24 protein-coding genes are annotated in these 22,786 nt (G+C 58.4%); 18 read left to right on the forward strand and 6 right to left on the reverse strand.

Translation table 11 applies throughout. The features are described 5' to 3' along the window. The first annotated feature begins 120 nt into the window (after nucleotides 1-120). The 16 genes from F4V54_RS00385 (at nucleotide 121) to pyk (ending at nucleotide 12,880) form a co-directional block, all read left to right on the forward strand. Nucleotides 121-780 (forward strand): hypothetical protein, encoded by a 660-nt coding sequence (locus F4V54_RS00385; protein WP_052092471.1) that lies wholly within the window; start codon nucleotides 121-123, stop codon nucleotides 778-780. Then, on the forward strand, nucleotides 762-1,199 hold the full coding sequence (locus F4V54_RS00390) for a hypothetical protein (protein ID WP_150385871.1): 438 nt from the start codon (nucleotides 762-764) through the stop codon (nucleotides 1,197-1,199). The genes F4V54_RS00385 and F4V54_RS00390 overlap by 19 nt, the downstream gene beginning before the upstream one ends. Before the next feature lie 13 nt (nucleotides 1,200-1,212). Then, nucleotides 1,213-2,523: a histidinol dehydrogenase gene (gene hisD, locus F4V54_RS00395; protein ID WP_034662008.1), complete on the forward strand. Its 1,311-nt coding sequence runs from the start codon at nucleotides 1,213-1,215 to the stop codon at nucleotides 2,521-2,523. Then, entirely contained in the window at nucleotides 2,523-3,614 is a 1,092-nt protein-coding gene (locus tag F4V54_RS00400) for a histidinol-phosphate transaminase (RefSeq protein WP_150385872.1), read from the forward strand. The genes hisD and F4V54_RS00400 overlap by 1 nt, the downstream gene beginning before the upstream one ends. Continuing rightward, the gene (hisB, locus tag F4V54_RS00405) at nucleotides 3,607-4,209 is read left to right on the forward strand and encodes an imidazoleglycerol-phosphate dehydratase HisB (RefSeq protein ID WP_150385873.1); all 603 of its coding nucleotides are present in this window, start codon (nucleotides 3,607-3,609) and stop codon (nucleotides 4,207-4,209) included. Before F4V54_RS00400 ends, hisB begins: the two co-directional genes overlap by 8 nt. Continuing rightward, nucleotides 4,209-4,385: a hypothetical protein gene (locus F4V54_RS11400; RefSeq protein WP_156959205.1), complete on the forward strand. Its 177-nt coding sequence runs from the start codon at nucleotides 4,209-4,211 to the stop codon at nucleotides 4,383-4,385. The genes hisB and F4V54_RS11400 overlap by 1 nt, the downstream gene beginning before the upstream one ends. Continuing rightward, nucleotides 4,386-5,570, forward strand: a complete 1,185-nt coding sequence (locus F4V54_RS00410; RefSeq protein WP_249041176.1) for an MFS transporter — start codon at nucleotides 4,386-4,388, stop codon at nucleotides 5,568-5,570. A 10-nt stretch (nucleotides 5,571-5,580) separates the two neighbouring features. Further along, a complete protein-coding gene (hisH, locus tag F4V54_RS00415) occupies nucleotides 5,581-6,219 on the forward strand; it encodes an imidazole glycerol phosphate synthase subunit HisH (protein ID WP_034661769.1) in 639 nt (212 codons plus the stop codon). 23 nt (nucleotides 6,220-6,242) lie between these two features. Beyond that, the gene (priA, locus tag F4V54_RS00420) at nucleotides 6,243-6,992 is read left to right on the forward strand and encodes a bifunctional 1-(5-phosphoribosyl)-5-((5-phosphoribosylamino)methylideneamino)imidazole-4-carboxamide isomerase/phosphoribosylanthranilate isomerase PriA (protein ID WP_150385874.1); all 750 of its coding nucleotides are present in this window, start codon (nucleotides 6,243-6,245) and stop codon (nucleotides 6,990-6,992) included. Nucleotides 6,993-6,999: 7 nt separating this feature from the next. After that, nucleotides 7,000-7,791 carry an inositol monophosphatase family protein gene (locus tag F4V54_RS00425; protein ID WP_150385875.1) on the forward strand — a complete coding sequence of 264 codons (792 nt, stop codon included), beginning with the start codon at nucleotides 7,000-7,002 and terminating at the stop codon, nucleotides 7,789-7,791. A gap of 18 nt (nucleotides 7,792-7,809) precedes the next feature. Continuing rightward, nucleotides 7,810-8,565: an imidazole glycerol phosphate synthase subunit HisF gene (hisF, locus tag F4V54_RS00430; protein WP_150385876.1), complete on the forward strand. Its 756-nt coding sequence runs from the start codon at nucleotides 7,810-7,812 to the stop codon at nucleotides 8,563-8,565. After that, on the forward strand, nucleotides 8,562-8,915 hold the full coding sequence (hisI, locus tag F4V54_RS00435) for a phosphoribosyl-AMP cyclohydrolase (protein ID WP_034661759.1): 354 nt from the start codon (nucleotides 8,562-8,564) through the stop codon (nucleotides 8,913-8,915). The genes hisF and hisI overlap by 4 nt, the downstream gene beginning before the upstream one ends. After that, entirely contained in the window at nucleotides 8,915-9,535 is a 621-nt protein-coding gene (locus tag F4V54_RS00440) for a TIGR02234 family membrane protein (protein ID WP_150385877.1), read from the forward strand. The genes hisI and F4V54_RS00440 overlap by 1 nt, the downstream gene beginning before the upstream one ends. 39 nt (nucleotides 9,536-9,574) lie before the next feature. Then, nucleotides 9,575-10,432, forward strand: coding sequence for an indole-3-glycerol phosphate synthase TrpC (locus F4V54_RS00445; protein WP_052092470.1), 858 nt, complete (start codon nucleotides 9,575-9,577; stop codon nucleotides 10,430-10,432). Nucleotides 10,433-10,450: 18 nt separating this feature from the next. After that, a complete protein-coding gene (lgt, locus tag F4V54_RS00450) occupies nucleotides 10,451-11,371 on the forward strand; it encodes a prolipoprotein diacylglyceryl transferase (protein WP_034661754.1) in 921 nt (306 codons plus the stop codon). Nucleotides 11,372-11,440: 69 nt separating this feature from the next. After that, nucleotides 11,441-12,880 carry a pyruvate kinase gene (gene pyk, locus F4V54_RS00455; RefSeq protein ID WP_170253078.1) on the forward strand — a complete coding sequence of 480 codons (1,440 nt, stop codon included), beginning with the start codon at nucleotides 11,441-11,443 and terminating at the stop codon, nucleotides 12,878-12,880. A gap of 16 nt (nucleotides 12,881-12,896) precedes the next feature. On the opposite strand, the gene F4V54_RS00460 is transcribed toward pyk, so the two are convergent. Then, nucleotides 12,897-13,619 (reverse strand): aminotransferase class IV, encoded by a 723-nt coding sequence (locus tag F4V54_RS00460; RefSeq protein ID WP_150385878.1) that lies wholly within the window; start codon nucleotides 13,617-13,619, stop codon nucleotides 12,897-12,899. A gap of 179 nt (nucleotides 13,620-13,798) precedes the next feature. Between F4V54_RS00460 and F4V54_RS00465 the strand changes: the two genes are divergently transcribed. Then, on the forward strand, nucleotides 13,799-14,080 hold the full coding sequence (locus F4V54_RS00465) for a hypothetical protein (RefSeq protein ID WP_150385879.1): 282 nt from the start codon (nucleotides 13,799-13,801) through the stop codon (nucleotides 14,078-14,080). Between the two features lie 24 nt (nucleotides 14,081-14,104). Here F4V54_RS00465 and F4V54_RS00470 read toward each other — a convergent pair whose 3' ends face one another. From F4V54_RS00470 to F4V54_RS00485, 4 genes are read right to left on the reverse strand one after another with little or no spacing between them, the layout of a single operon-like run. Then, the gene (locus tag F4V54_RS00470) at nucleotides 14,105-15,961 is read right to left on the reverse strand and encodes a chorismate-binding protein (protein ID WP_150385880.1); all 1,857 of its coding nucleotides are present in this window, start codon (nucleotides 15,959-15,961) and stop codon (nucleotides 14,105-14,107) included. Nucleotides 15,962-15,989: 28 nt separating this feature from the next. Beyond that, entirely contained in the window at nucleotides 15,990-18,377 is a 2,388-nt protein-coding gene (locus F4V54_RS00475) for a glycogen/starch/alpha-glucan phosphorylase (protein ID WP_150385881.1), read from the reverse strand. A gap of 60 nt (nucleotides 18,378-18,437) precedes the next feature. Continuing rightward, a complete protein-coding gene (locus F4V54_RS00480) occupies nucleotides 18,438-19,724 on the reverse strand; it encodes an amidohydrolase (protein ID WP_150385882.1) in 1,287 nt (428 codons plus the stop codon). Between the two features lie 53 nt (nucleotides 19,725-19,777). Then, entirely contained in the window at nucleotides 19,778-21,115 is a 1,338-nt protein-coding gene (locus tag F4V54_RS00485) for a DUF4921 family protein (protein ID WP_150385883.1), read from the reverse strand. 31 nt (nucleotides 21,116-21,146) lie between these two features. Here F4V54_RS00485 and F4V54_RS00490 point away from each other — a divergent pair, with 31 nt between their 5' ends. Next, nucleotides 21,147-21,542: a hypothetical protein gene (locus F4V54_RS00490; protein WP_102723846.1), complete on the forward strand. Its 396-nt coding sequence runs from the start codon at nucleotides 21,147-21,149 to the stop codon at nucleotides 21,540-21,542. Here the strand turns inward: F4V54_RS00490 and F4V54_RS00495 are convergent. Continuing rightward, complete coding sequence (locus F4V54_RS00495; RefSeq protein ID WP_249041177.1) at nucleotides 21,512-22,702, reverse strand: glycerate kinase; 1,191 nt, start codon at nucleotides 22,700-22,702, stop codon at nucleotides 21,512-21,514. The two genes, F4V54_RS00490 and F4V54_RS00495, sit on opposite strands and share 31 nt — an antisense overlap. Between the last annotated feature and the right edge of the window lie 84 nt (nucleotides 22,703-22,786).

Here is a 22,786-nt window from a genome sequence, read left to right on the forward strand (position 1 = left end):
TTCATTGGGCAGGCATTGAACCACCTGTAAAAAGGGTTGCTAAGATTCGCTGTGCACTGAAAGCTACACAAAGCAACAATCTCGCGCTTCCGATTGCGAGTTGTGAGGAGAAACTTTTTCATGACGATGACCATCACCTCGAAGAAGACTGTCGCAGCTGCTTGCCTCGCCGCCCCGTTGGCATTGAGCGCTTGCGGTTCCGGGGACGAAGCTTCGAACGTTGTATCCGAGATGGCTACTGTGACCAATGTTGTCACTGCTGGTTCGGAGGCTGACGAAGAAAAGAAGCCGGAAGAAGAAAAGAAACCGGGGGATGAGCAGAATCCGGATGAGGCAGGTGTGGCCAACCCATTCGAAAACGGCAATCTTCCAACCATTGAGGTCAAGCCGGTGGAGGGTGGCCATCCGGCGAGCCAGGAAGACATCAACGCGATGACCGAGACCATGAACCGGATCTACAACCCGGCGGACGTTGTCTCCTGGTCCCGCGTGATCATGAACAACTCCTGCAAGGCAGTGGTGGACAAGACCAACCAGGAGCTCGCTGCGCAAGGCACCAGCCTGGATCAGACTGAGCGTGAGATGCGCCAGGCCGTGGACGCAGCGCGTCTTGCCGGTCAGCCGATTCCACCGGTGCCAGACACGAGCGCGTCCCTCACGGATGTGCGCGTCAACGGTGACACCGCGTCCGCAACGGTGACGGTGACCACCAACGGCCAGGCCGAATCTGGTGTTCAGCGCTTTGCACGTGAAAACGGCCAGTGGAAGGTCTGCAACTAGGACGTTGGGCCGCCGGCACCATCTTCATTTCGGGTGTGTTCGGAGCAGTGGCAGGCGCAGTGTGGGGGATATTGCGTCCCTCTTATGTGCTCGTAGATGAAGGTGGACATCCGGCGGTCGACGTTCTTGCAAGCCCTGACAACGTGGAGTTCGGCTCCTTTGCTGGGTTTGTTGTCCTCACCGGTGTTCTAGGCATCATCATTGGTGCCTTGCCGGGGGTGAAAACTGCATGGCGAATGCTCTTTGTGGCTGCGGTCAGTCTATTTGGCGCTTGGACTTTTCTTGTCGTCGGAACTGTGATGGCGGCTGAGGGGGTTCCGATTCTGCAGCCGGGTGTTGGTTGGTTTGTTGCACCGTTGTGCGCGGCGTTGAGTTACTGGATAGGTATGGTCGCGAGTCTGGGGAGAAACCCGATCTAATAGGATGGTTGGCATGCTCAAAGTGACCGACCTCAGGGGCCAAACACCAACCACATCTGCGTTGCGGCGAGTATTGCCGCGTGGCGGCGTGGACGTCGCAAGCGTTATTCACATCGTGTCGCCGATTATTGATGCGGTGAAGGAGTCGGGGGTAGGCGCTGCCCTTGACTATGGGGAGAAATTCGATGGGGTGCGCCCCGACGCTGTGCGCGTTCCAGCGGGCGTGATTGAAGCGTCTGTAGAGCAGCTTGATCCGAAGGTGAAAGCGGGCCTGGAAGAGGCGATCCGTCGCATTCGTGCTGTGCACGCTGACCAGAAGCCAACGGGCCAGACTACGCAGTTGGCTCCAGGAGCCTCGGTTACAGAAGTCTTTTTGCCGATTTCTCGCGTTGGCCTATACGTGCCGGGCGGCAAGGCGGTCTACCCATCTTCTGTACTCATGAATGCGATTCCGGCGCAGGAGGCCGGTGTGGATTCCCTCGTCGTGTGCTCGCCCCCGCAGGCGGAGCATGACGGGTGGCCACACCCGTCAATTTTGGCAGCATGCGCAATGCTCGGCGTGGATGAAGTGTGGGCAGTCGGCGGTGCACAGGCGGTTGCGCTGATGGCCTACGGCGATGATGAGGCACAGTTGGAACCCGTGGACAAGATCACCGGGCCCGGCAATATCTTTGTGGCGGCTGCGAAGCGTGTGGTCAATGGCGTTGTGGGGATCGATGCGGAGGCAGGTCCGTCTGAGATCGCGGTGCTCGCAGATGATTCGGCGGACCCAAAGTTTGTGGCACTTGATCTGATTTCCCAGGCTGAGCACGATGAGAACGCGGCTTCGGTCCTGATCACGGATTCGGAGGAATTTGCTCGCATTGTGGATGCGGAGATTGATCGGCATGCAGCGGAGACTTTGAACGCGGAGCGCGCGGCTACGGCTCTTGGCGGTGCGCAGTCCGGCATCGTCCTGGTGGATGATTTGGAAGCCGGGATCGCGGTTGCGGATGCCTATGCCGCGGAGCACTTGGAGATTCACACGCGTAATGCGGCTGAGGTGGCGCGCCGGATCACGCATGCGGGCGCCATCTTTGTGGGCCCGTATTCGCCGGTGCCGTTGGGGGATTACATCGCAGGTTCGAACCACGTGCTGCCAACCTCGGGGACCGCGCGGTTTAATCCGGGCCTGACCACGCATACCTTCCTGCGCCCAGTGAATTTGATTGAGTATGACGAGACAGCGTTGAAGGAGGTGGGCCAGCACATCATCGCTTTGTCAGAAGATGAGCAGTTGCCGGCCCACGGTGAGGCGATCAAGGCACGGACGGAGGAAAACTAATGGCTGAATTATCTGATCTGCCACTGCGCGAAGAGCTGCGCGGTAAGTCTGCGTATGGTGCCCCGCAGCTTCACGTGCCATATGCGCTGAATACGAATGAGAACCCGTACCCGCCGTCGCAGACACTTATCGACGATTTGGTGGCCGAAGTTGCCCGCGTTGCCGGTCGCCTGAACCGCTACCCGGAACGCGATTCGGTGGAGCTGCGCGAGGATCTTGCTGCATATGTGAGCCGTCAGACCGGTGTGCACGTGACGGTGGATAACCTCTGGGCCGCGAATGGTTCCAACGAGGTATTGCAGCAGTTGCTGCAGGCTTTTGGCGGGCCGGGGCGGTCCGCGATGGGCTTTGTGCCGTCCTATTCCATGCACCCGATTTTGAGTGCGGGTACGCAGACTGAGTTCATCGGTGTGGAACGCGGTGCGGACTTCCGCATTGATATGGACCGCGCGCTGGACGCGATCAATGAGAAGCAGCCAGATGTTGTGTTTGTGACAACCCCGAATAACCCTACGGGTGATGTCACGTCGTTAGCTGACATCGAGCGCATTATTGATGCAGCATCCGGCATCGTCATCGTCGATGAGGCCTACGCGGAATTTTCGCCCAGTCCATCGGCTGTGACGTTGCTGGAGAAGTACCCGACGAAGCTGGTTGTGTCGCGCACGATGTCTAAGGCTTTTGACTTTGCTGGGGGGCGTCTCGGGTACTTCGTAGCCGACTCGGCGTTCATTGAGGCAGTGATGCTTGTGCGTTTGCCGTACCACCTGTCGGTGATTTCGCAGGCAGCCGCGCGAGTGGCGTTGAGGCATGCGGAGGAGACGCTGGCGAACGTCGATAAGCTTGCGCGCGAACGCGAAAGAGTTCAGGCAGCACTGCTCGAGTACGGCTACGAGGTTGTGCCGAGTGAATCGAACTTCCTTTTCTTTGGGCACTTTGATGATGCTGCGGCCGCATGGCAGCAATTCCTTGATCGGGGTGTGCTGATCCGCGATGTCGGCGTGCCGGGACATTTGCGTGTGACAATTGGGTTGGATGAAGAAAACGACGCATTCTTGAACGCGGCGAAGGAGATTAAGAACAATGGCTGATCGCATTGGTAAAGCGCAGCGCACGACGAGCGAGTCGGATATTTCTGTTGAGATCAACCTTGATGGAACAGGCAAGGTGGATGTGGCTACGGGCCTGCCGTTCTTTGACCACATGCTCACCGCATTTGGTACTCACGGCAGCTTTGACCTCACCGTGAAGGCAAAGGGCGATATTGAGCTCGATGCACACCACACCGTGGAGGACACTGCGATCACGCTGGGCTGGGCGCTTATCGACGCAGTGGGGGATAAGAACGGCATCCGCCGCTTCGGTTCTATGGCTCTGCCGATGGACGAGACCCTGGTGAACGCCATCGTGGATATTTCGAACCGCCCGTATTTTGTCATGAACGGTGAGCCGGAGAACATGGAATGGCAGATCATCGGTGGCCACTACGCCACGGTGATTAACCGGCACTTCTTTGAAACGCTGGCGTACAACGCGCGCATTACGCTGCACATCAATGTGGAGTACGGCCGCGACCCGCACCACATCACGGAAGCGGAATACAAGACAGTGGCACGTGCACTGCGTGAGGCCTATGAAATGGATCCGCGTGTCACCGGTGTGCCGTCCACGAAGGGCGCGCTCTAGTGGGCGTTCTTGGCGGTATTTCCGTATGGATGCTGTTCATTGCAGCGGGTTTGTTAGCGGGCGGGACGTGGTCCTTTTACCGGCAAGATTTGAAAGTCCCGTCGATTGTCATGGGTATCCTTGCGGCGCTCGCACTGGCTGGAGCACTGATTGTGCTCTTTGGGGCGATGCCCTAGATGACTGATAAAAATGTGACATCAGTGTGGTCAGCGCCGGGATATATCCCGGCGCTTATCGCTGTTGCTGCTGCTTTCGGTTCGTGGGCGATGCTGTTGCCGGTCATTCCGGTGGCGGTGTTGGATTCTTCTGGGTCGCCAGCGTTAGCTGGCGGATCCACTGGTGTGTTCATGGTTGCCACTGTGGTCACCCAACTGTTCATGCCACGGGTGTTGCGCCGCTTCACGTACCGTTCCGTGATCGTGGTGTCCGCAGTCTTGTTGGGCGTGCCGGCGCTGTTGTTGTCCGTGAGCATGTCGCCGGCAATAGTCTTTTTCGTGTCGATCATTCGCGGCATGGGCTTCGGTGCGATGACGGTGTCTGAGGCGGCGATTATCCCGGAGCTTGTGCCACGGAAGTTACTGGGCAAAGCCACCGGTATCTTCGGCGCATCAGGTGGGCTGGCACAGATGATCACACTTCCTGTGGGCCTGGCAGTGGCAGAACGGTTTGGGTACTTCCCGGTGTGGATTCTGGCGCTGTTGGTTGCGGCGGTGGGCGCGGCTGCCTGTTTCAGAATTCCAGCGCTTAAGGGCGCACCAGCTGAGCCCAAGATACGTGGTGCTGCGCCGGGCTGGATTGTATTGGTGCTGCCGGCGTTGGCTCTGGTGCTCATGTCGGGCGCGTACAGCCTCATTTCTAATTTCCTGCCGGCTGCGATCCGGGAATCGGGGGTTGCGGAAACAGCTGCTTTGGGTGGCATTGTGCTGGCGGTGGTGAACCTGGCGGTGATGTTTGCCCGTTTGGCGTCTGGCGCCATCGCGGACCGTCGTGGTGCGCCGGGCGCGCTGATGATCCCGGCGCACCTGTTTGGTGCGGCCGGTATGGCTGGGTTCGCGTGGTGTCTCCATGCAGACAGTGCGCCCGCATGGATTATCGCGACTGCGTTTATGTACGGCATTGGTTTTGGGTTGGTGCAAAACGAGTCCTTGCTCTCCCTGTATTACCGTTGCCCCCCATCACAGATGAGCCTGGCATCAACTGTGTGGAACATCTCCTTTGACGGTGGGCAAGCAGCCGGGTCGTTCCTCTTCGGCTTCCTCATCGTGGGTATTGGCGCGCCCTGGTCATTCGCAGTTGGTGCGGTGATCCTACTGCTCGGCTTGATTGGGGCCCTCACGGACTTCGCGCGCAGCCCCAACTAACATCACGTTTATGAGTTCAGTCGTGGCGCTGCTTGATTACGGCGCAGGTAACCTCCGTTCCGCTCAGCGTGCTTTGGAGCACGTCGGTGGTGATGTTGTTGTCACCCGCGACCCGATGGTGGCGGTGGAAGCTGACGGCTTAGTTGTCCCCGGTGTAGGCGCTTTTGATGCGTGCATGCGCGGATTACGTGAGGTGGCAGGCCCCCGCATCATTGGTCAACGTTTGGCTGGTGACCGCCCGGTGTTGGGGATCTGCGTGGGGCTGCAGGTCATGTTTGATCGTGGAGTGGAACACGGCATTGATACGGAGGGGTGTGGGCAGTGGCCGGGGGTCGTGGAAAAGCTTGATGCCCCTGTTCTCCCGCACATGGGTTGGAACACTGTAGACATCGCCTCTGAATCGCAGATGTTTGCGGGGCTGGATGGAGAAACGCGCTTTTATTTCGTCCACTCTTACGGCGTGCAACACTGGGAGATGGAAGAGGACGAGTTCATCGCAGCGCCGAAAGTATCCTGGTCGCAGCACGGCAACTCCCGTTTTGTCGCAGCCGTAGAAAATGGGCCCTTGTGGGCAACACAATTCCACCCGGAAAAATCGAGCGACGCAGGCCTGCAGCTACTGAAGAACTGGGTCGATTCACTCAGGTAGACCAGACCCCATAGAATGCGGATATGGAAAACTCTGGTTTGTTCACTGTGCTTCCCGCTGTCGATGTTGTAGACGGCAAGGCTGTTCGGCTTGACCAGGGGGAAGCGGGCACAGAAAAGTCCTACGGGGAGCCGCTTGAAGCAGCACTTAAGTGGCAGGCCGACGGTGCGGAGTGGCTGCACTTCGTCGATCTGGATGCCGCCTTCGGGCGTGGATCGAACCATGAACTCATGGCGGAGATCACCCGTGAGCTAAGCATCAACGTTGAGTTGACCGGTGGCATTCGTGATGATGACAGCCTGGCCCGTGCACTGGGTACCGGTGCGAGGCGCGTGAACATTGGTACTGCTGCGCTAGAGAATCCGGAGTGGGCCAAGGACGTCATTTCCCGCCATGGCGACGCGATTGCAATTGATATTGCTGTGCGCGAGGAAAACGGCCAGTGGCGGACGAAGGGCCGTGGCTGGACATCTGATGGCGGTGACCTGTGGGAGGTGTTGGAGTTCTTCGACGCAGCTGGATGCTCCCGCTTCGTGGTCACCGATGTGAGCAAGGATGGCACCCTGTCCGGGCCCAACGTTGAATTGTTGCGTGATGTCTCTGCGGCAACAGATGCGGTTGTGACGGCATCGGGTGGTGTGTCCACCTTGGACGACATCGCTGAGATTGCCCGCTATGCAGACGAAGGCATTGACAGCGTCATCGTGGGTAAAGCCTTGTACGAGAACCGTTTCACCCTGCCTGAGGCTCTCCGGGCCGCAAGAGGCAAGTAGGGCACCAATGGCCAAAGACGAAATACGCGAGTACCTTCGCATCGCTGTGGAAGCTGCCGACGAAGCCCGCCGGATGTTCGTCGACGGCCTAGGTAGCCTGCCCGCTTTGTACAAAAAGAGCGGTGATTTTGCTACGGAGATGGATCTTCACATTGAGGAGATGCTTCGTGATCAGCTGATCGCGGCCACCGGTATTCCTGTCCTGGGGGAGGAAGAAGGCGGTGTCCTGCGCAATGACGCGAGCTGGGTTGTTGATCCCATCGATGGCACTGCGAACTACGCATCAGGCAACCCCAGCTGTGCGATTCTCATCTCCCTCGTGGTGGACAAACAGCCGGTGGTCGCTGTCACCGATATTCCGCTGTTGAACATGCGGTTGACTGCACATCACGGCTCTGGAGTACACCTCAACGGGGAGCTGTTGCCGCCCGTGAACATGGCGGCGCACGTATCCAACCAAGTGGGCGTTGGGGCCGTGGGGTCCGATGAGGGAAGCAGGATCCCCCCGGATAGTCGCTTGCGGTTGATCAAGGCGTTGGAGTACGCGAATATGCGCCCGCGTATTAGCGGCTCTGTGGGTATTGACCTCGCGTTTGTTGCCCAGGGTGTGTATGAAGCTGCCGTGAGTTTCTCACCGCACCCGTGGGATAATGCCGCGGGAGTGCTGCTTGCGCGTAGTGCCGGAGCGGTGGTCACGGATATTGACGGCAATGAGTGGGAGCTCGGCTCTTTGGGCGTCATCGCAGGGTCTCCGGATGTTCATGAATCCGTACTGCGTACGATTAAAAGCATTGCTTGACGACGAGTAGGAGGCCCCATGACCGTAGCCACACGAGTCATCCCATGTTTGGACGTAGACAACGGCCGAGTGGTCAAGGGAGTGAACTTTGAAAACCTGCGCGATGCAGGCGACCCAGTGGAACTAGCCAAGCTCTACGGCGAGCAAGGGGCAGATGAGCTGACTTTCCTGGACGTGAGTGCCTCGAAGGAAGGCCGGGGCACCATGCTGGATGTGGTGCGTCGTACCGCCGAGCAAGTGTTCATTCCTTTGACCGTTGGCGGTGGGGTTCGTAGTGCGGAGGATGTCCGTGAACTGCTGCGCGCCGGTGCTGACAAGGTGTCTGTGAACACCGCTGCCATCGCACGGCCGGAGCTTCTCTCGGAGCTTTCGCGTGAATTCGGTGCCCAGTGCATCGTCTTGTCTGTGGATGCGCGTCGCGCCGGGGATGGGTTTGAAGTGACCACGCATGGTGGTACCCGCTCGGCGGGTCTTGATGCGATTGAGTGGGCCAAGACTGGTGAGAAGCTGGGCGTGGGGGAGATCCTGCTCAACTCCATGGACGGTGACGGCACGAAGGAAGGCTTCGACATCGAGCTGATCGAGCGCGTGCGCGAAGCGGTGTCGATTCCCATCATCGCTTCTGGCGGCGCTGGGAAGGCTGAGCATTTCCCACCGGCTGTCGAAGCAGGTGCTGATGCTGTGTTAGCTGCATCCATTTTCCACTTCGGTGAGGTATCCATTGCTGAGGTGAAGCAGAGCTTAGCTCAGGCTGGGTATGAGGTACGCCTGTGAAACCTGAAGAAGCAGTCCTCGACCCCCAGGTGAAAGACCGCATCCGATTTAATGAAGCGGGATTGGTTCCCACCATTGTGCAGGCGGATTCTGGGGAAGTACTGATGATGGCCTGGATGGATGAGCGTGCTCTTGCCTACACCTTGGCCACACGCCAGGGCACATACTTTTCCCGCTCCCGTTCTGAATACTGGATTAAAGGCATGACTAGCGGAAACGTGCAAGAAGTCCTTGAAGTCAAGCTTGACTGCGATGGGGATACGCTGTTGATGGTGGTCCGTCAGACCGGCGGCGCGTGCCATACAGGCGACCGCACGTGTTTTGATGCTGATGTGCTGTTGGAGCAGTAATGAACAAAATTGGCGCATTGTTGATGGGGCTTGGCGGGCTCGTACTTTGGCTAGCGTCCCGCATGACATGGTTGACCGCAGATTATGCCGACGACCGTACTGGTGACGGATCTGCACCGATTAATGGCGCGGAATGGTCCACTGAAGTCACTGCAGTGGTCTTGGTGCTGCTTGCCGCAACCATCGCGGGCTTGGCACTGCGCCGCTGGGGGAGGCGCATCGTGGGCGCAGTGGGCGCAGTCGCGGCAGCCGCTGTGACAGTCGCGCCGTTGGGTTTGTTGCTGGGCACACCAGACCCAGAACGGGTATCCGCCCTGCTGCTGTATGACATTGAAGACAATGACGCCACTATCACCTCTTGGGCTGACATCACCGCGGTGAACACCGCTGTTGTACCACCTGTGCTTGCAGTGGTGGGGGCACTCATTGCCGTTGCGGGTGGCCTGATTCTGGCTGTGCGTCCAGGGCAAGATGCTGCGACGATGAGCAAATACGAGAAGTCCTCTCAGCGTAAAGAAAAGATCGAGCAGGACCTCGAAGCAGAACCCCAATCAGGCCGAGTTTTGTGGGATGCCATCGATGCGGACATCGATCCCACGGAAGATAACCGCCACACCTGATTTCGTTCCCACCACCACGAACGGATACTCTCTGAAGACATGACCGCGGTGCAGGGCAATCAACAGGTTGTCATACCGGCGAGCGAAAATCCCGTTGTCGCCGGTGTACTCGCGGGCGTTGCCGCCCGTGAGGCGGTGATTCCTTTCCAGGAGATTAAAGCTCGCTCGCGCAGTTTGTCTGATAACCGCGATGCACTTGCCGCTTTACTCAGGCCTGGTTGTGGCGTGATCGTAGAAATCAAACGCACATCCCCGGTCTTCGGCCCTACCCATGTGACGCATACAGCGCAGTCCGTGGGCGCACTCGCCGCTGAAATTGAATCTGGGGGAGCAGCACTCATTGCCTGCCAGACTGAGCGATTGCGTTTCGACGGCTCCTTGCAGGACATGCAAGAAGCCCGCCGGGCCACGAGTTTGCCCATGGTGTGCCGTGACGTCATCGTTGACCCCTATCAAATCCACGAAGCCCGCTGCTATGGCGCCGATATGGTGCCACTGCAAGTCGGGCTTTTAGAACAAGCACGGCTGGAAAGCCTTTTGGATCGCGTGGAATCCTTGGGCATGGTGGGTATGGCTGAGGTGCGCACACCGGAGGAAGCGGACCGTGCCCTTGCCGCGGGTGCGACGGTGATCGGTGTGAACTCGTGGACCTTTGATACAAACGAGGTCAACCGTCAGGCCTTCAGCGATATTGAGCCTGGCTTGCCGGAAAGCGTGGTGCGCATCAGTTTGGGTGGTGTGCGCAACGCACGTGATCTCATGGCAGCTGCCTCAACCGGGGCTGATGCTGTCATTGCCGGTGAGGCAGTGATGAACAGTAATGACGTCACAGCAGCGACACGCAAACTCGTGGCAGCTGGACAACACCCGGCCTGTCCTTCGCGCTGGGGAGGCTAGCGTGGCACACTATTGGGCGTGAATACGCAGATCCTTGCCAACATCCCCTCACCCCCGCAGGGCGTCTGGTACTTAGGTCCGGTGCCTATTCGCGCGTATGCGCTGTGCATCATTACAGGCATCATCGTGGCCATGGTGTTGACGCTGAGACGCTACAAGGCGCGCGGTGGTAATCCGGACACCGTGTGGGATGCGGCGATTGTGGCAATCCCCGCTGGAATTATTGGCGGTCGTACCTATCACGTGATCACGGACTATGACAGCTACTTCGGGCCTGGCAAGGACTGGAAGCAGATCTTCAACTTCTCCGCCGGTGGTCTGGGCATCATGGGGGCCGTGACGCTGGGTACGTTGGCAGTGTGGGCTTTGTTTAAATTCAAGAAGGTTCCACTCGTGCCCTTTGCGGATGCTGTGGCCCCGGGCATCATCTTGGCGCAGGCCATTGGCCGTTTGGGTAATTACTTCAACCAGGAGCTCTATGGGCGGCCCACCGATGTGCCGTGGGCGTTGGATATTTATTACCGCGTGGATGAAACTGGTGCCTTCGCGCCGCTAACCGGTAGGTCAACGGGGGAAGTTATTGCGAGCGTTCACCCCACGTTCTTGTACGAGATGATCTGGAACCTGTCCGTCTTTTGCTTCCTGCTCTGGGCGGAGAAGAAGTTCCGCCTGGGCAATGGACGCGTCTTCGTGCTCTACGTCGCGTCCTACGCCTTGGGCCGTATCTTTATGGAATTCATGCGTGCGGATGCTGCAAACCTCATCTTTGGGCTGCGCGTCAACTTGGTTGTTTCGACCGTCATCTTCCTCGTTGCCACGATCGTTTTCGTATGGATGAAATCTAAGCAGAGCGTTCCGGCAGCAATGAATGAAGAAGCGGATGTAGACAGTGGTGATGCGGAGGAACAATCCGACGCTGAGAAGCCTAAAATGCCATAGAGCGAAACCCGTTTAGTTTCGGTAGCGTAGGCGAGGTATCAGATCCCTCGCGCAGATAAGAAGAAGTGGATGACAGTGGACAGACGCACCAAGATTGTTTGTACTCTCGGACCTGCTGTGGCCAGCAAAGATGCAATTCTTGGCCTTGTGCGTGACGGCATGGATGTCGCCCGCCTGAACTTTTCCCATGGTGACTACCCGGACCACGAACAAAACTACAAGTGGGTGCGCGAAGCCACCGATGAAACTGGTAAGGCGGTAGGTATCCTCGCTGATCTGCAGGGCCCGAAAATTCGTCTCGGCCGCTTCGAAGGCGATGGAACGACGTACTGGGGGACCGGCGAGGAAATTCGCATCACCGTCGATGATGTTGTGGGCACACATGACCGGGTATCCACCACATACAAGCAGCTTGCGGAAGACGCTCAGCCGGGCGACCGCTTGCTGGTCGATGATGGCAAGGTGGCGCTCGTGTGCACCGCCGTTGAAGGCAACGATGTTGTGTGCAAGGTCGTCGAGGGTGGCCCGGTGTCCAACAACAAGGGTGTTTCCCTACCGGGCATGAATATTTCGGTGCCGGCTTTGTCTGAAAAGGACGAGGCAGACTTGCGTTTCGCATTGAAGCTCGGTGTGGATTTCATCGCTCTATCTTTCGTGCGTTCGCCTTCTGATGTGGATCTTGTTCACGAGATCATGGATGAGGTTGGCCGCCGCGTGCCCGTAATTGCGAAGCTGGAGAAGCCGGAAGCAGTTGATGCGCTTGAATCGATCATCCTGGCTTTCGACGCGGTGATGGTTGCGCGTGGTGATCTGGGTGTCGAAATTGCGCTGGAACAGGTGCCGCTGGTGCAAAAGCGTGTCATCCAGATTGCGCGTGAGAACGCGAAGCCGGTGATCGTGGCAACGCAGATGCTTGACTCTATGATTGAGAACTCTCGCCCAACGCGTGCGGAGGCATCTGATGTAGCTAACGCTGTGCTAGATGGCACGGATGCAGTGATGCTCTCCGGTGAGACATCTATCGGTGTGGATCCACGCAACGTGGTACAAACCATGGACCGCATCGTGCGTGTAGCGGAGTCCATGGGCAACGTTCCGCCGCTTAACCACATCCCACGTACGAAGCGCGGTGTGATTTCTTACTCCGCTCGCGATATTGCGGAGCGCCTTAACTCTCGCGCCCTCGTTGCCTTTACCAACTCCGGTGAAACAGCGCGACGTATGGCACGCTTGCGTTCCCATCTGCCGTTGCTCGTTTTCACTCCGCGTCAAGAGGTGCGCTCACAGTTGGCGTTGACGTGGGGTGCGGAGACGTTCTTGTGCCAGAAGGTTGATGACACGGACGAGATGATGGCCGTGGTGGACAAGTCGCTGTTGTCCATTGAGAAGTACAAGGAAGGCGATACCATGGTCGTGGTTGCCGGCACCCCGCCGGGTGTTGCTGGCACAACGAACATGATTCACGTGCACCAGTTGGGCGAGGACACGCGTAACCCGAAAAAGCTCTAAGAAGCCGTAAGGCTTCTTAGAGGAAACCGTCCCACCACCAGTCCCGCCACTGCGCGTAGTTGGGGTGAGGCGGGGGATTGATCACCCCGGTGCTGGTGTGAATCTCACTGACAGGACTGATTCCGTGCAGTGAGTTGAGAAACCATAGAGGATGTTCGGTGGCAAGCTCCGGGGTGATGTGGCGCGGTGCCACTTTGATGCCCTTGCTACCCGCCTGCGCTGTTACCTGATGCAGCGTCACACTGGGCAGCCCGATGCCGTCGGGGACGTACAAAGTGTCGTTGCCCCACATCACCAGAGCGCCAGTGGTGGTTTCCAGCATCGAGCCATCGGGTGCGGTAATCACCGTGTCATCGGTATTGTCCGCTTGATGGAGTGACCGATAAGCACGTAGCGCACCAAAATCGGGCCCTTTGATCAGAGGGTGTTCGCGTGGGTCCGGCGCAGAAACATATGTCAGACGGGTTTCCGTGCGTGCTGGTGGGGCGGGGCGGATATCCAGCAGTAGCAGGTTCGGCGTGGCAGCGATACGGGGAAAGAGCTCGCCTTGTTCAAGCAGTGCGAGCATCTCATCCACGAAGCCCAATGGAAGTGGACCTGCCGTGTGTATGAAGCGTTTCAGATGCAGATCTAACCCATTAGTTCGTCCGAATGAATGGCGCCAGGAATCCGCAACATCGAAGGGGCCATGTGGGAAATCACGAGGCACAAAGCCGTCGTGCCAAGCGTAATTACTCATCGAAGACTCCAAAAGTAGGCAAGCAGTGTCTATCTAAGCGATGATCTCACAGGAAAATATTCATGGGCGACAGTGTCCGCGCTGGTGAAGTGAGAAAATCGTGGAGGGATGTATCGTTTTTGCCTATCTAAGCGATTGATGGGTTGTGAGGACTTCTGTTGAACAATGAGGAGGAAACAATGACCCGTCAACGTATCGCCGCTCTCGCCCTTGCAGGCACCGTCGCGTTCGGGGCCGTCACTGTCCACGCCCCGAGCGCTACTGCTGAACCTGCGCAACCACCAGCGGCTGGAGCACCACAGTTATCCTCAGACTTCAACCTGGTGAGCTTTGCAAACTCACTTATCAAGCTGCCTTTACTCGCGCTTGGTTTGTCGAGCATTGCTTTTGGGTCCGCTGCCCCACAAGAGTTCCGGTGCGAAGGACTTCTTCCGTACGTCTGCCTATCTAAGAACAAGTAGAAGGCGAGTTGCGCCGTGCTCCCACTAGTCGTTGAAGGCGCCCAGGACAGCCTCTGCTTTGAGGTCACGCTCCGCTAGTTCTGCGTCTGCATCAGAAGCGAGAACGATTGCGCCGCCGGCACCCACTGTCACGGTGGAACCAGTGCGCACGGCGGTGCGGATAACCACGGAGAGATCCGCTTGGCCGTCGTAGCCGAAATAACCCAGCGCACCGGAGTAGACACCGCGTGGGCCGGTTTCTAGGCGGTCGATGATCTCGCAGGTGCGTAGTTTCGGTGCGCCTGTCATGGAGCCGGGTGGGAACGTGGCGCGGACCGCGTCGACGGCAGTGGTGCCGTGTTTGAGGCGGCCCGTGATGACGGAGACGAGCTGATGGACCGTCGAAAAGCTTTCCACCTGCATGAGACCAGGGACAGTGACTGTGCCTGGTTCGCACACGCGGGAAAGATCATTGCGCACCAGATCCACGATCATGAGGTTTTCCGCACGGGTCTTCTCATTGTTTAGGAGTGCAGGATCCTCGTCAACCGCGACTGTGCCTTTGATGGGCTTGGCTTCCACGTTTCGGCCCCGCACGGTGAGGAACCGTTCAGGAGAAGCGCTTGCTACTTCGATGCCGTCGAAGATCAGGTGGGCAGCATAAGGCGCTGGGTTGTGTGCGCGGAGGGGCGCATGCATGTCACCAGTAATCTCTGCGGTGTATGTGTCGGTCAAGCAGATCTCGTAGCTTTCACCTGCGCGGAGGAGCTCCTGGGCTTCCTCGATGCGGTTCAGATAATCCGGAGTGCGCCATGAGCCGGGCTGAATGTGTGCAGGATTGGAGGTACGGGGACTGTTGGAGCTTTGTAGGGCGCTCTCGAGCCGGTCCAAGAGGAAACGGGAGTCTGTGCCAGTGAGACAGCAGAGATGGGAGATTTCGCGCTTATGGTCGTAGACGATGAAGGACTGTGGCCGGACGAAGTAAGCATCCGGGTACGGGGAGGAATGACTGAGCGTGACAGGCAGAGTTAACTCGGCACATTCGTAACCGAGGTAGCCGATCACACCACCGGTGAACGGTAGATTGGGTGCGTCAAAGATCGGAGTGGACAATTCCTGGTCGAGGATCTGGAGGATGTCATCGCCGTCGGCATTAAGCGAGTAGCGGATGGAGCGGGAAAAATCGCCAGCAGTATCCCCGAGAATGGAGAAACTTCCCCGGGCATCAGCAGAATCCAGGAAGAAAGCGTCGTTGCCGTCTTGTCGGATTGCGTTGAACACGCGCTGACAATCAATCGCCCCAGGGATCTCACGGTGGGTCAGGCGCCACCCGCCGAGGAAGTTGCGCATGAGGGTAGCGCCATGTTGTGTGAGGATGGACTCCGGATGGAACTGGACACCCCAGTGTGGTGCGTGATCCACTTTGAAGGCTTGGATCACGCCGTCCTCGCTGCGGGCATGAACCGTGATACCGGGGATCACTTCCACGTGGAGGGAGTGGTAGCGCACCACTTCCACGTCTTGTGGGATGCCCGCGAAGATCCCTTCGCCGGAATGAGTGAGACGCGAGATGAACCCATGGCGCGGTTCGGGCGCAGGCGTGACGCGTGCACCGGCCAGCATGGCCAAGCCCTGGTGGCCCAAGCAGACACCAAGGAGAGGAATCTGTGCTTCCGCGGCGGCTTCAATGACCTCCCGGGATACACCGAAGTCTTCTTCCCGTTCGGGTGTGCCTGGGCCAGGGGAGATCACTACATGGCTGAATTCACCGGCACGGACTCTGTCCGGCAGGTCAGCCCCCTTGTGCGCGGGCACAACAAGGGGTTCAACCCCGCTCACCTCTGCGACGAGGTGGGCGAGGTTGAATGTGTAGGAATCGTGATTATCAACGAGCAGGATCATCACACAGAATCATGACAGATGAATGCCACTAGTTGATCGGGGTCGGCTTGATCTGCCACACCTCAGTTGCGTAGTCACGGATCGTGCGGTCAGAGGAGAAGCGGCCAGATTCGCAGATATTGATCCAGCACATGCGCGCCCAGTGCAGCGGGTCAGCGTAGTACTCCTTGGCCATGCGGTCGCGGGTCTCCTTGTAGGACTCGAAGTCGCCCAAGACGTAGTAGGGGTCCGGGGTGTTCCATCCACCGTCGATAAGCAAAGAATCACGCAGATCGGAGAACATGCCGGTGTGATTGTCATCCAACGTGCCGTCGATAAACGCATCGAGCACGCGCTTGATAGCGGGGTTGTTCTCGTAGACCTCAGTCGGGTTGTAGGTCTTCTTCAGCTCCGGCAGCTCTTCCTCGCGGGCACCGAAGATGTAGGCGTTGTCTTCACCGACGGAATCGACGATCTCAACATTCGCGCCATCCATCGTGCCTAAGGTGAGCGCGCCGTTCATCATGAATTTCATGTTGGACGTACCCGAGGCTTCCTTGCCGGCGGTGGAAATCTGCTCGGAGACATCCGTGGCAGGGATGATGTGCTCAGCCGGGGAAACGTTGTAGTTCTCAATGAACACAACGCGGATGTACTTGGAGGTTTCCGGGTCGTTGTTAACCAGGTCGCCGATGGTGTTGATCAGTTTGATGATCGCTTTGGCGCGGACGTAGCCCGGCGCGGCCTTGGCGCCGAAGATGAACGTGCGCTTCGGAATATCCGTCTCCCCATCCTTGATGCGGAAGTACAGGTCAAGGATGTAGAGGGCGTTGAGTAGCTGGCGCTTGTACTCGTGGAGACGCTTGATCTGCGTGTCGTAGATGGAGTCCGGATCAATGTCAACGCCTTCGTGGATGCGCACCCACTCGGCAAAGTCCTTCTTATTCGCCGCCTTGATGTCGCTGAGTTCCTTCATCACCGCATCATCGTCGGCGTAGTGGCGCAGCTCCTTGAGCTGGTCCATGTCCGTGACCCACTCATCGGAACCGACGAGGCGATCAAGCAGCTCGGACAGGCGTGGGTTGCACATGCGCAGCCAGCGGCGTGGGGTCACACCGTTGGTCTTGTTGTTGAACTTCTGCGGGTAGAGCTCGTACCAGAAATTCAGCGTGTCACGCTTCAGAATGTCCGTGTGGATCGCGGCGACACCGTTGATGGAATAGGAGCCGTAGCAGGCAATCCATGCCATGTGGACCTTGCCATCGTGCACCGGCGAGTAGTGGTGGATCGTGTCCGGCTCCAAGCCGTGGGATGCCATGTCATCGCGGTAACGGCGGTCAATCTCCACCACGATTTCCCAGATGCGCTTGAAGAGCTGCTGGAAGATGGACACATCCCAGGTTTCCAGTGCTTCCTGCAGCACCGTGTGGTTGGTGTACGCGAAGGTCTTGGTGGTTACCTCCCAGGCGTCTTCCCAGGACATCCCGTGCTCGTCGAGAAGCAAACGCATGAGTTCAGGAATGCCCAGCACCGGGTGAGTGTCATTGAGCTGCACGGAGTTGTACTCGGCGAAGCCACGCAGATCCTTACCGTGGTGCTCGATGTAGTTATCGATCATTTCCTGCAGCGACGCGGAGACGAAGAAGTACTGCTGGCGGACGCGCAGCACCTTGCCCTGGTAGGTGGTGTCATTCGGGTACAGCACGCGCGTGAGGTCATGCACGGCTTCGCGCTCGAGGATGGCATCGGAGAAGCGCTGAGAATTGAATGCGTCGTAGTCGAACTCGCTCATCGGGGAGGCATCCCACAGACGCAGCGTGCCCACGTTATCCGTGCCATAGCCAGTGATGGGCATGTCGTAGGGGATGGCGCGGACGTGCATGTCGTCGAACTTCACAATGCGCTGCTGCGTACCACGGCGGACGATGAAGGGGTAGAAGCTTTCCTTCCATGCATCCGGGTGCTCCTTCTGAAAACCGTCGGTGATCTCCTGGCGGAACAGACCGTAGCGGTAGAGCAAGCCGTAGCCGGTGACCGGGTAGTCCTGCGTGACAGCGGAATCGAGGAAGCAGGCAGCGAGGCGGCCCAAACCGCCATTACCCAGCGCGGCATCGTGCTCAGCCTCAAGGACATCAACGAAGTTCTGGCCGTTTTCCTCGGCGACCTTGATGGCGTCATCGACAAGACCCAGGTTGGTCAGGTTGTTCAGCAGCGCGCGACCCATGAGGAACTCGGCAGAGAAGTAGGCCTGCTGGCGTGTTGCCTTGTAGGTGGCGCGGGTGGCATCCCAGTTGTCGGCGAATTGCTCCATCGCCGCGAGGGAAAGACCGGTCCAGAACTTCTTCGGGGTAGACGTGTCAGGAGCGGAGCCGGAGACTGAACGGACGTGGCCGCCGACAGTGTCAGTGAATTCGGACGGGGTGGTTGGCAGATTCATGTTTGAAAAATACCTCTGGACTTCAGATAGTTGAGTCTCTAACGCTCGCCACTGTACCCACTAGTTGGTGGCTAGGTAGGTCAGCACGGCTGCCGCGGCGGCATGAGTTGCCGCGTGGACGGTTGGCTCATACTCCGGCAAGAAGCTGGGCATGTGGTTGACCGGTACATCTAGGTTGACTCGGTTCTCTGCTACGGCTTTGTCCCACACCGTGCGTGGCGTGGATCCGATGAGCCAAAAAATGTAGGGCACGCCGAATGCGAGTGGGATGTTGGCAAAGTCTTCGGAGACTGTCGATGGCTCTGCGTCGACAGAATCCGTACCAAAAACTGCGTCGAATGTCGTGCGGACAGTGTGGAAAGCGTCCACGTCATTGTCCAGCAGTTCGCCGTGTGCAAAATACTCAAAGTGGGGTTCTTCCTGGATGCCGGAAGCCTCACACTCAGCGATGACTACGCGCTGGATAGCGGCGTAGACCTTGTGTTTCACATCGTCGTTGTAGAAACGGCAGTTGAGCACCAGCTCTGCATGGCTGGGGATGATGTTGTTGGTTGTGCCCGCATTGAGCTGACCAACGGAGATCACGGCGAAATCTTTCGGGTTGACCTCGCGGCCAATAATGCCCTGGAGGCGAAGCACAATGTGGGCCGCGGTGTACGTGGGGTCAATGGCTGCGTGAGGCATGGAACCGTGAGCGCCGCGACCGGGGATGTGGATGCGGATGGAATCGCAGGCCGCAAACTGGGGGCCGGGCTTAGTTTGCACCTGCCCGGCGCGGCCCGGCATGACGTGTTGGCCTAGGCAGATGTCGGGGCGGGGGATACGTTCCGTTAGCCCATCAGTGATCATCTCGCTGGCGCCCCGTCCAATTTCCTCACCGGGCTGGAACAGTGCGACGAAGGTGCCGGCCCAATGTTCGCGGTTGTTGTCCATGATGTCGCACAGGCTCAGCAGGGCGGTGACGTGCATGTCGTGGCCACAGGCGTGCATAAGGCCAGTGACGGTGCCATCTGGGCGAGTGGCGGTGTCCGTGGAGGCATACGGTGCACCTGTGGTCTCAGTGACCGGCAGTCCATCAAAGTCTGCGCGGAAGAGCACCGTGGGGCCAGCACTGCCATTGGTTTGCGGGCCGTTGTGGAAAACGGCGACGATGCCGTAGATGCCGATGGGCGCAATGACCTGGCAGTCAAAACGCTCGAGCTCCATGAGAATTCGGGCATGCGTGTTGGATTCTTGCATGGACAGCTCTGGGTGTGCGTGAAGCTCTTCATACAGTTCGCGCTGCCACACGAGGTCCACAGTGTAGTTCTGCAGAATGTCCTTGATGGTGTTCGGCTGAACAGTCATGAGCGGGGATGCCTCCTCAAAAATTGCTCGTGTTCTGTTAGTGCAGAAGTGTATTAGCGGTTGAGCAGCGGGTTGTAGCGCAGCACGTTGAGTGCGGGCGAGCACTCCGTGGCAATGCGCAGGTTGCCGGCAATTTTTTCGGCATCGCGCAAGCTGTAAAGAGCACTGACTGTGCGGTCGCGGATGTCGTAGGGGGACAAGGTGTTCACGTACACACGCGTGCCGCCTTCAAAGCCAGCGAGGGTGGACACACGCCACTTGATGTTGATGCGCCACGGCATGGGCATGTCCAAGTCAATGGGTTTGTGGTGCCATTCCTCGTTGCACGCAACCTGAGGCCCTGTGGCCGCGTGTGCCGCATGGATAAGGTCAGACATGCCACGGACTTCATCAGTGCTGTGCAGCCACGGTTCCGATGTTGCGGACTTGGAATAGATACTGATGGTGGGGTAGCGGTGGCCAACACCAGCGGCCATGATCGCGTAATCATTCTCCGCGATGATGAGGTTGTGGCGGCTGGCGTAATTGATGCCCCATTCGTTGTACATGTTGGGGTTGGCGCGCAGTTTGGCTATTTCCATTTCGGCCTGGACCCCGTGCTCGTCGATAGCAACGAGCTGCTTGTGCAGATGCTCAAAAGAAGCACCGGCGGGAGCAAGCCAGTTTTGGAACACGGACACGTACGGTGCGTAACGGTTGCGCTGGTAGAGATCGTGCAGCGAATCGATGGTGAATGTGATGAAAGCGTGGTGCTCTTCGGGGCTCAAGCTCCCGGAGGACGCAAGCTGTGTGCTGTCTGTTGCGCCATCGACGTAGTGCCGGCGTGCGATGATTACGTCATGTCCGCCACCGAAATATGCGGGAACATGGCTCAGAAGGTCGGCTTCGCTGAAAGGTTCGGTGTGTCCTGCTGCTTTCAGACGCGTGCGCACGATGTTTAACACGTGGCGGCGCCCCGCCTCATCCGCCAGGTAGCGCTCCATGTGCTCCGCGCGGGATTCGTCCATGCTGAAGCCATAATTTTGGGCCCAGTAGTCGTAGGAGACAATCTCAAACAAGTTAGGTACACGCCGAAACAGCGGTTCGGTGTCGTGGAGCTCGTGTGGCATCAGGTCTCGCAGAATCTCCCAGTGACCATCGCGGGAAATGATGCGGGATTTCTCCGGGGGAGTGGCCAGCATGTTGTCGGAGCAGAAATTGCACGCCGCTGTGAAATCTTGATCTATCAGCGCGCGGGGCTCCTTGTGTGTAGCAGTCAAAGGTCGATTGCCGCGCCCTGGGACGGTCCACACTTGGGTTCCAGAGAAGGGGTTGAGCTGTTTAATTGTCCCATCAGCCATGACGGTGAGTGGCTCGCGGGCGGCGGGGAGGGGGAACGTCGGGTGCGTCATAGGTTCTCAGGTTATCCGCTAGTCTTTGCTCATGCCTAGGATCCACTTCGATGTTCTCGTCCCTGACGTGTCCGCAGCGGAAGCTGTCGGTGCTGCTTTCAGTCGTGCAGTAGAGATTCTTGTCCAGCACGGAAAGCTCGAAGATGGCGGCGTGCTTATCGACGCATCACCGGAACTCGCCCCTGACACCGACGCTCAGCTGCGCCGGGTTTATGAGGAAGAGCGTGGAGAGAATTCCGCTGGCGCCAAGATTGCCCGCTATATCATCACCGCCGAGGGCGCGAGTTCTATGAACCAGCTGGCAATGGGCCTGTCCCGTGTGCTGACCCCGAAGGCGACCCTGCCACGTGATCCTGTGGCATTGGAACGCCAGATGGATTTTGAACTGCCTGCGGTTTACCCCTGGGTTGTGGAGGTATTGAGGTAGTCCACTGCTGCCTGGGCTCCGGCGCGAACCAGCTGTGCCCGGACATCCTCGAAGTCCTGGCCGATATCCACGGCGATAACGCCTTCTGGGACCTCAATATCAAAGCGTCCAGCGCACACTGCCAGCGTCGCGCCAGCCTCGGCAGCCAGTTCTGTCACTACTGAGACGACCTTGCCATTAACGCTTTGCTCGTCGTAACTGCCTTCACCCGTGACCACAAAGTGGGCGTTGCCAATTTTCTCCCGCAGGTTGTGCGCCGCAGCTACGGTGCGGGCGCCGGACAACACGTGCACGTGATCCGTGTTGCCGTGCAGCATCTGTGAAAGCCACGTGATCCCTACTGGCACAGCACCCGCTGCGCCATAGCCCGGCTGCTGGGAATCTACACCGGTGACTTCGCAGAGGTGCTCCAGTGCGGCGTCAACTTTCTCAACATCCTCGTCGGACGCGCCTTTCTGCGGGCCGAAGACTCGTGCTGCGCCTTGGGGGCCGGTGGCAGGGAATTCCGTGTCGGATAAAAGCACCCAATCCACGGAACCCGCTGGGATGTTCAGGTGTGCGGTATCAAAATCAGCCAAGTCTCCCAGATTCCCGCCGCCGGGTTTCAAAGGGCGACCCTGCGCGTCGATTGGGGTTGCGCCAAGTGCGACGAGGATGCCGGTTCCCCCGTCAATCGTTGCGGAACCGCCCAGGCCCAGCACGATGGTGGAGGCCCCGCGCGACTGTGCGTCAGCGATGAGGACACCTGTGCCGTAGGTATCACCAGTCAGCGGGACAGGTGTGTCTTTGACAGCAGGAAGACCGGTAGCAGCGGAGATGTCAATATAAGCAGTGGCTTCGGCGGTGTTAAAGGTGTAGCTGGCTTCGATGAGGCGCCCAGCCGCATCCGTTGTTGGCAGCGTGATGATTTCGCCGGAGAAGAGCTCTGCGGTCCCCTCGCCACCATCTGCCATGGGGATGTGTTCAATGTCACAGTCAATGATGATGGACTGGATTCCTTCCGCGATCCACTCTGCTGCTTGGTGTGCGTTTGTCGTTCCCTTGAAAGCGTCGGGGGCGACAACAACTCGGACAGTGTCCGCATTGGGCTGAAAATCTGCTGGTAATCCAGCGGTGTCTTCTTCAGAGGCGCGGGCGGTGGAGAAAGCGTGTCCGGTCACGATGCTGCTCCTGCTTGTTGGTCCGGCGTTGGGTTCGGCGGAAGAACTTTTTCTCATTGCGTACCGACGTTAGCAATTGGAGTG

Source organism: Corynebacterium tuscaniense (assembly GCF_008693065.1).
Taxonomy (GTDB): Bacteria; Actinomycetota; Actinomycetes; order Mycobacteriales; family Mycobacteriaceae; genus Corynebacterium; species Corynebacterium tuscaniense.

Bases quoted from the DNA above. Each gene is read 5' to 3' on its own strand.
- F4V54_RS00385 (WP_052092471.1), top strand. From the start codon at position 121: ATGACGATGACCATCACCTCGAAGAAGACTGTCGCAGCTGCTTGCCTC.
- hisD (WP_034662008.1), top strand. From the start codon at position 1,213: ATGCTCAAAGTGACCGACCTCAGGGGCCAAACACCAACCACATCTGCG.
- F4V54_RS00400 (WP_150385872.1), top strand. From the start codon at position 2,523: ATGGCTGAATTATCTGATCTGCCACTGCGCGAAGAGCTGCGCGGTAAG.
- hisB (WP_150385873.1), top strand. From the start codon at position 3,607: ATGGCTGATCGCATTGGTAAAGCGCAGCGCACGACGAGCGAGTCGGAT.
- F4V54_RS00410 (WP_249041176.1), top strand. From the start codon at position 4,386: ATGACTGATAAAAATGTGACATCAGTGTGGTCAGCGCCGGGATATATC.
- hisH (WP_034661769.1), top strand. From the start codon at position 5,581: ATGAGTTCAGTCGTGGCGCTGCTTGATTACGGCGCAGGTAACCTCCGT.
- priA (WP_150385874.1), top strand. From the start codon at position 6,243: ATGGAAAACTCTGGTTTGTTCACTGTGCTTCCCGCTGTCGATGTTGTA.
- F4V54_RS00425 (WP_150385875.1), top strand. From the start codon at position 7,000: ATGGCCAAAGACGAAATACGCGAGTACCTTCGCATCGCTGTGGAAGCT.
- hisF (WP_150385876.1), top strand. From the start codon at position 7,810: ATGACCGTAGCCACACGAGTCATCCCATGTTTGGACGTAGACAACGGC.
- F4V54_RS00440 (WP_150385877.1), top strand. From the start codon at position 8,915: ATGAACAAAATTGGCGCATTGTTGATGGGGCTTGGCGGGCTCGTACTT.
- F4V54_RS00445 (WP_052092470.1), top strand. From the start codon at position 9,575: ATGACCGCGGTGCAGGGCAATCAACAGGTTGTCATACCGGCGAGCGAA.
- pyk (WP_170253078.1), top strand. From the start codon at position 11,441: ATGACAGTGGACAGACGCACCAAGATTGTTTGTACTCTCGGACCTGCT.
- F4V54_RS00460 (WP_150385878.1), bottom strand. From the start codon at position 13,619: ATGAGTAATTACGCTTGGCACGACGGCTTTGTGCCTCGTGATTTCCCA.
- F4V54_RS00465 (WP_150385879.1), top strand. From the start codon at position 13,799: ATGACCCGTCAACGTATCGCCGCTCTCGCCCTTGCAGGCACCGTCGCG.
- F4V54_RS00470 (WP_150385880.1), bottom strand. From the start codon at position 15,961: ATGATCCTGCTCGTTGATAATCACGATTCCTACACATTCAACCTCGCC.
- F4V54_RS00475 (WP_150385881.1), bottom strand. From the start codon at position 18,377: ATGAATCTGCCAACCACCCCGTCCGAATTCACTGACACTGTCGGCGGC.
- F4V54_RS00480 (WP_150385882.1), bottom strand. From the start codon at position 19,724: ATGACTGTTCAGCCGAACACCATCAAGGACATTCTGCAGAACTACACT.
- F4V54_RS00485 (WP_150385883.1), bottom strand. From the start codon at position 21,115: ATGACGCACCCGACGTTCCCCCTCCCCGCCGCCCGCGAGCCACTCACC.
- F4V54_RS00490 (WP_102723846.1), top strand. From the start codon at position 21,147: ATGCCTAGGATCCACTTCGATGTTCTCGTCCCTGACGTGTCCGCAGCG.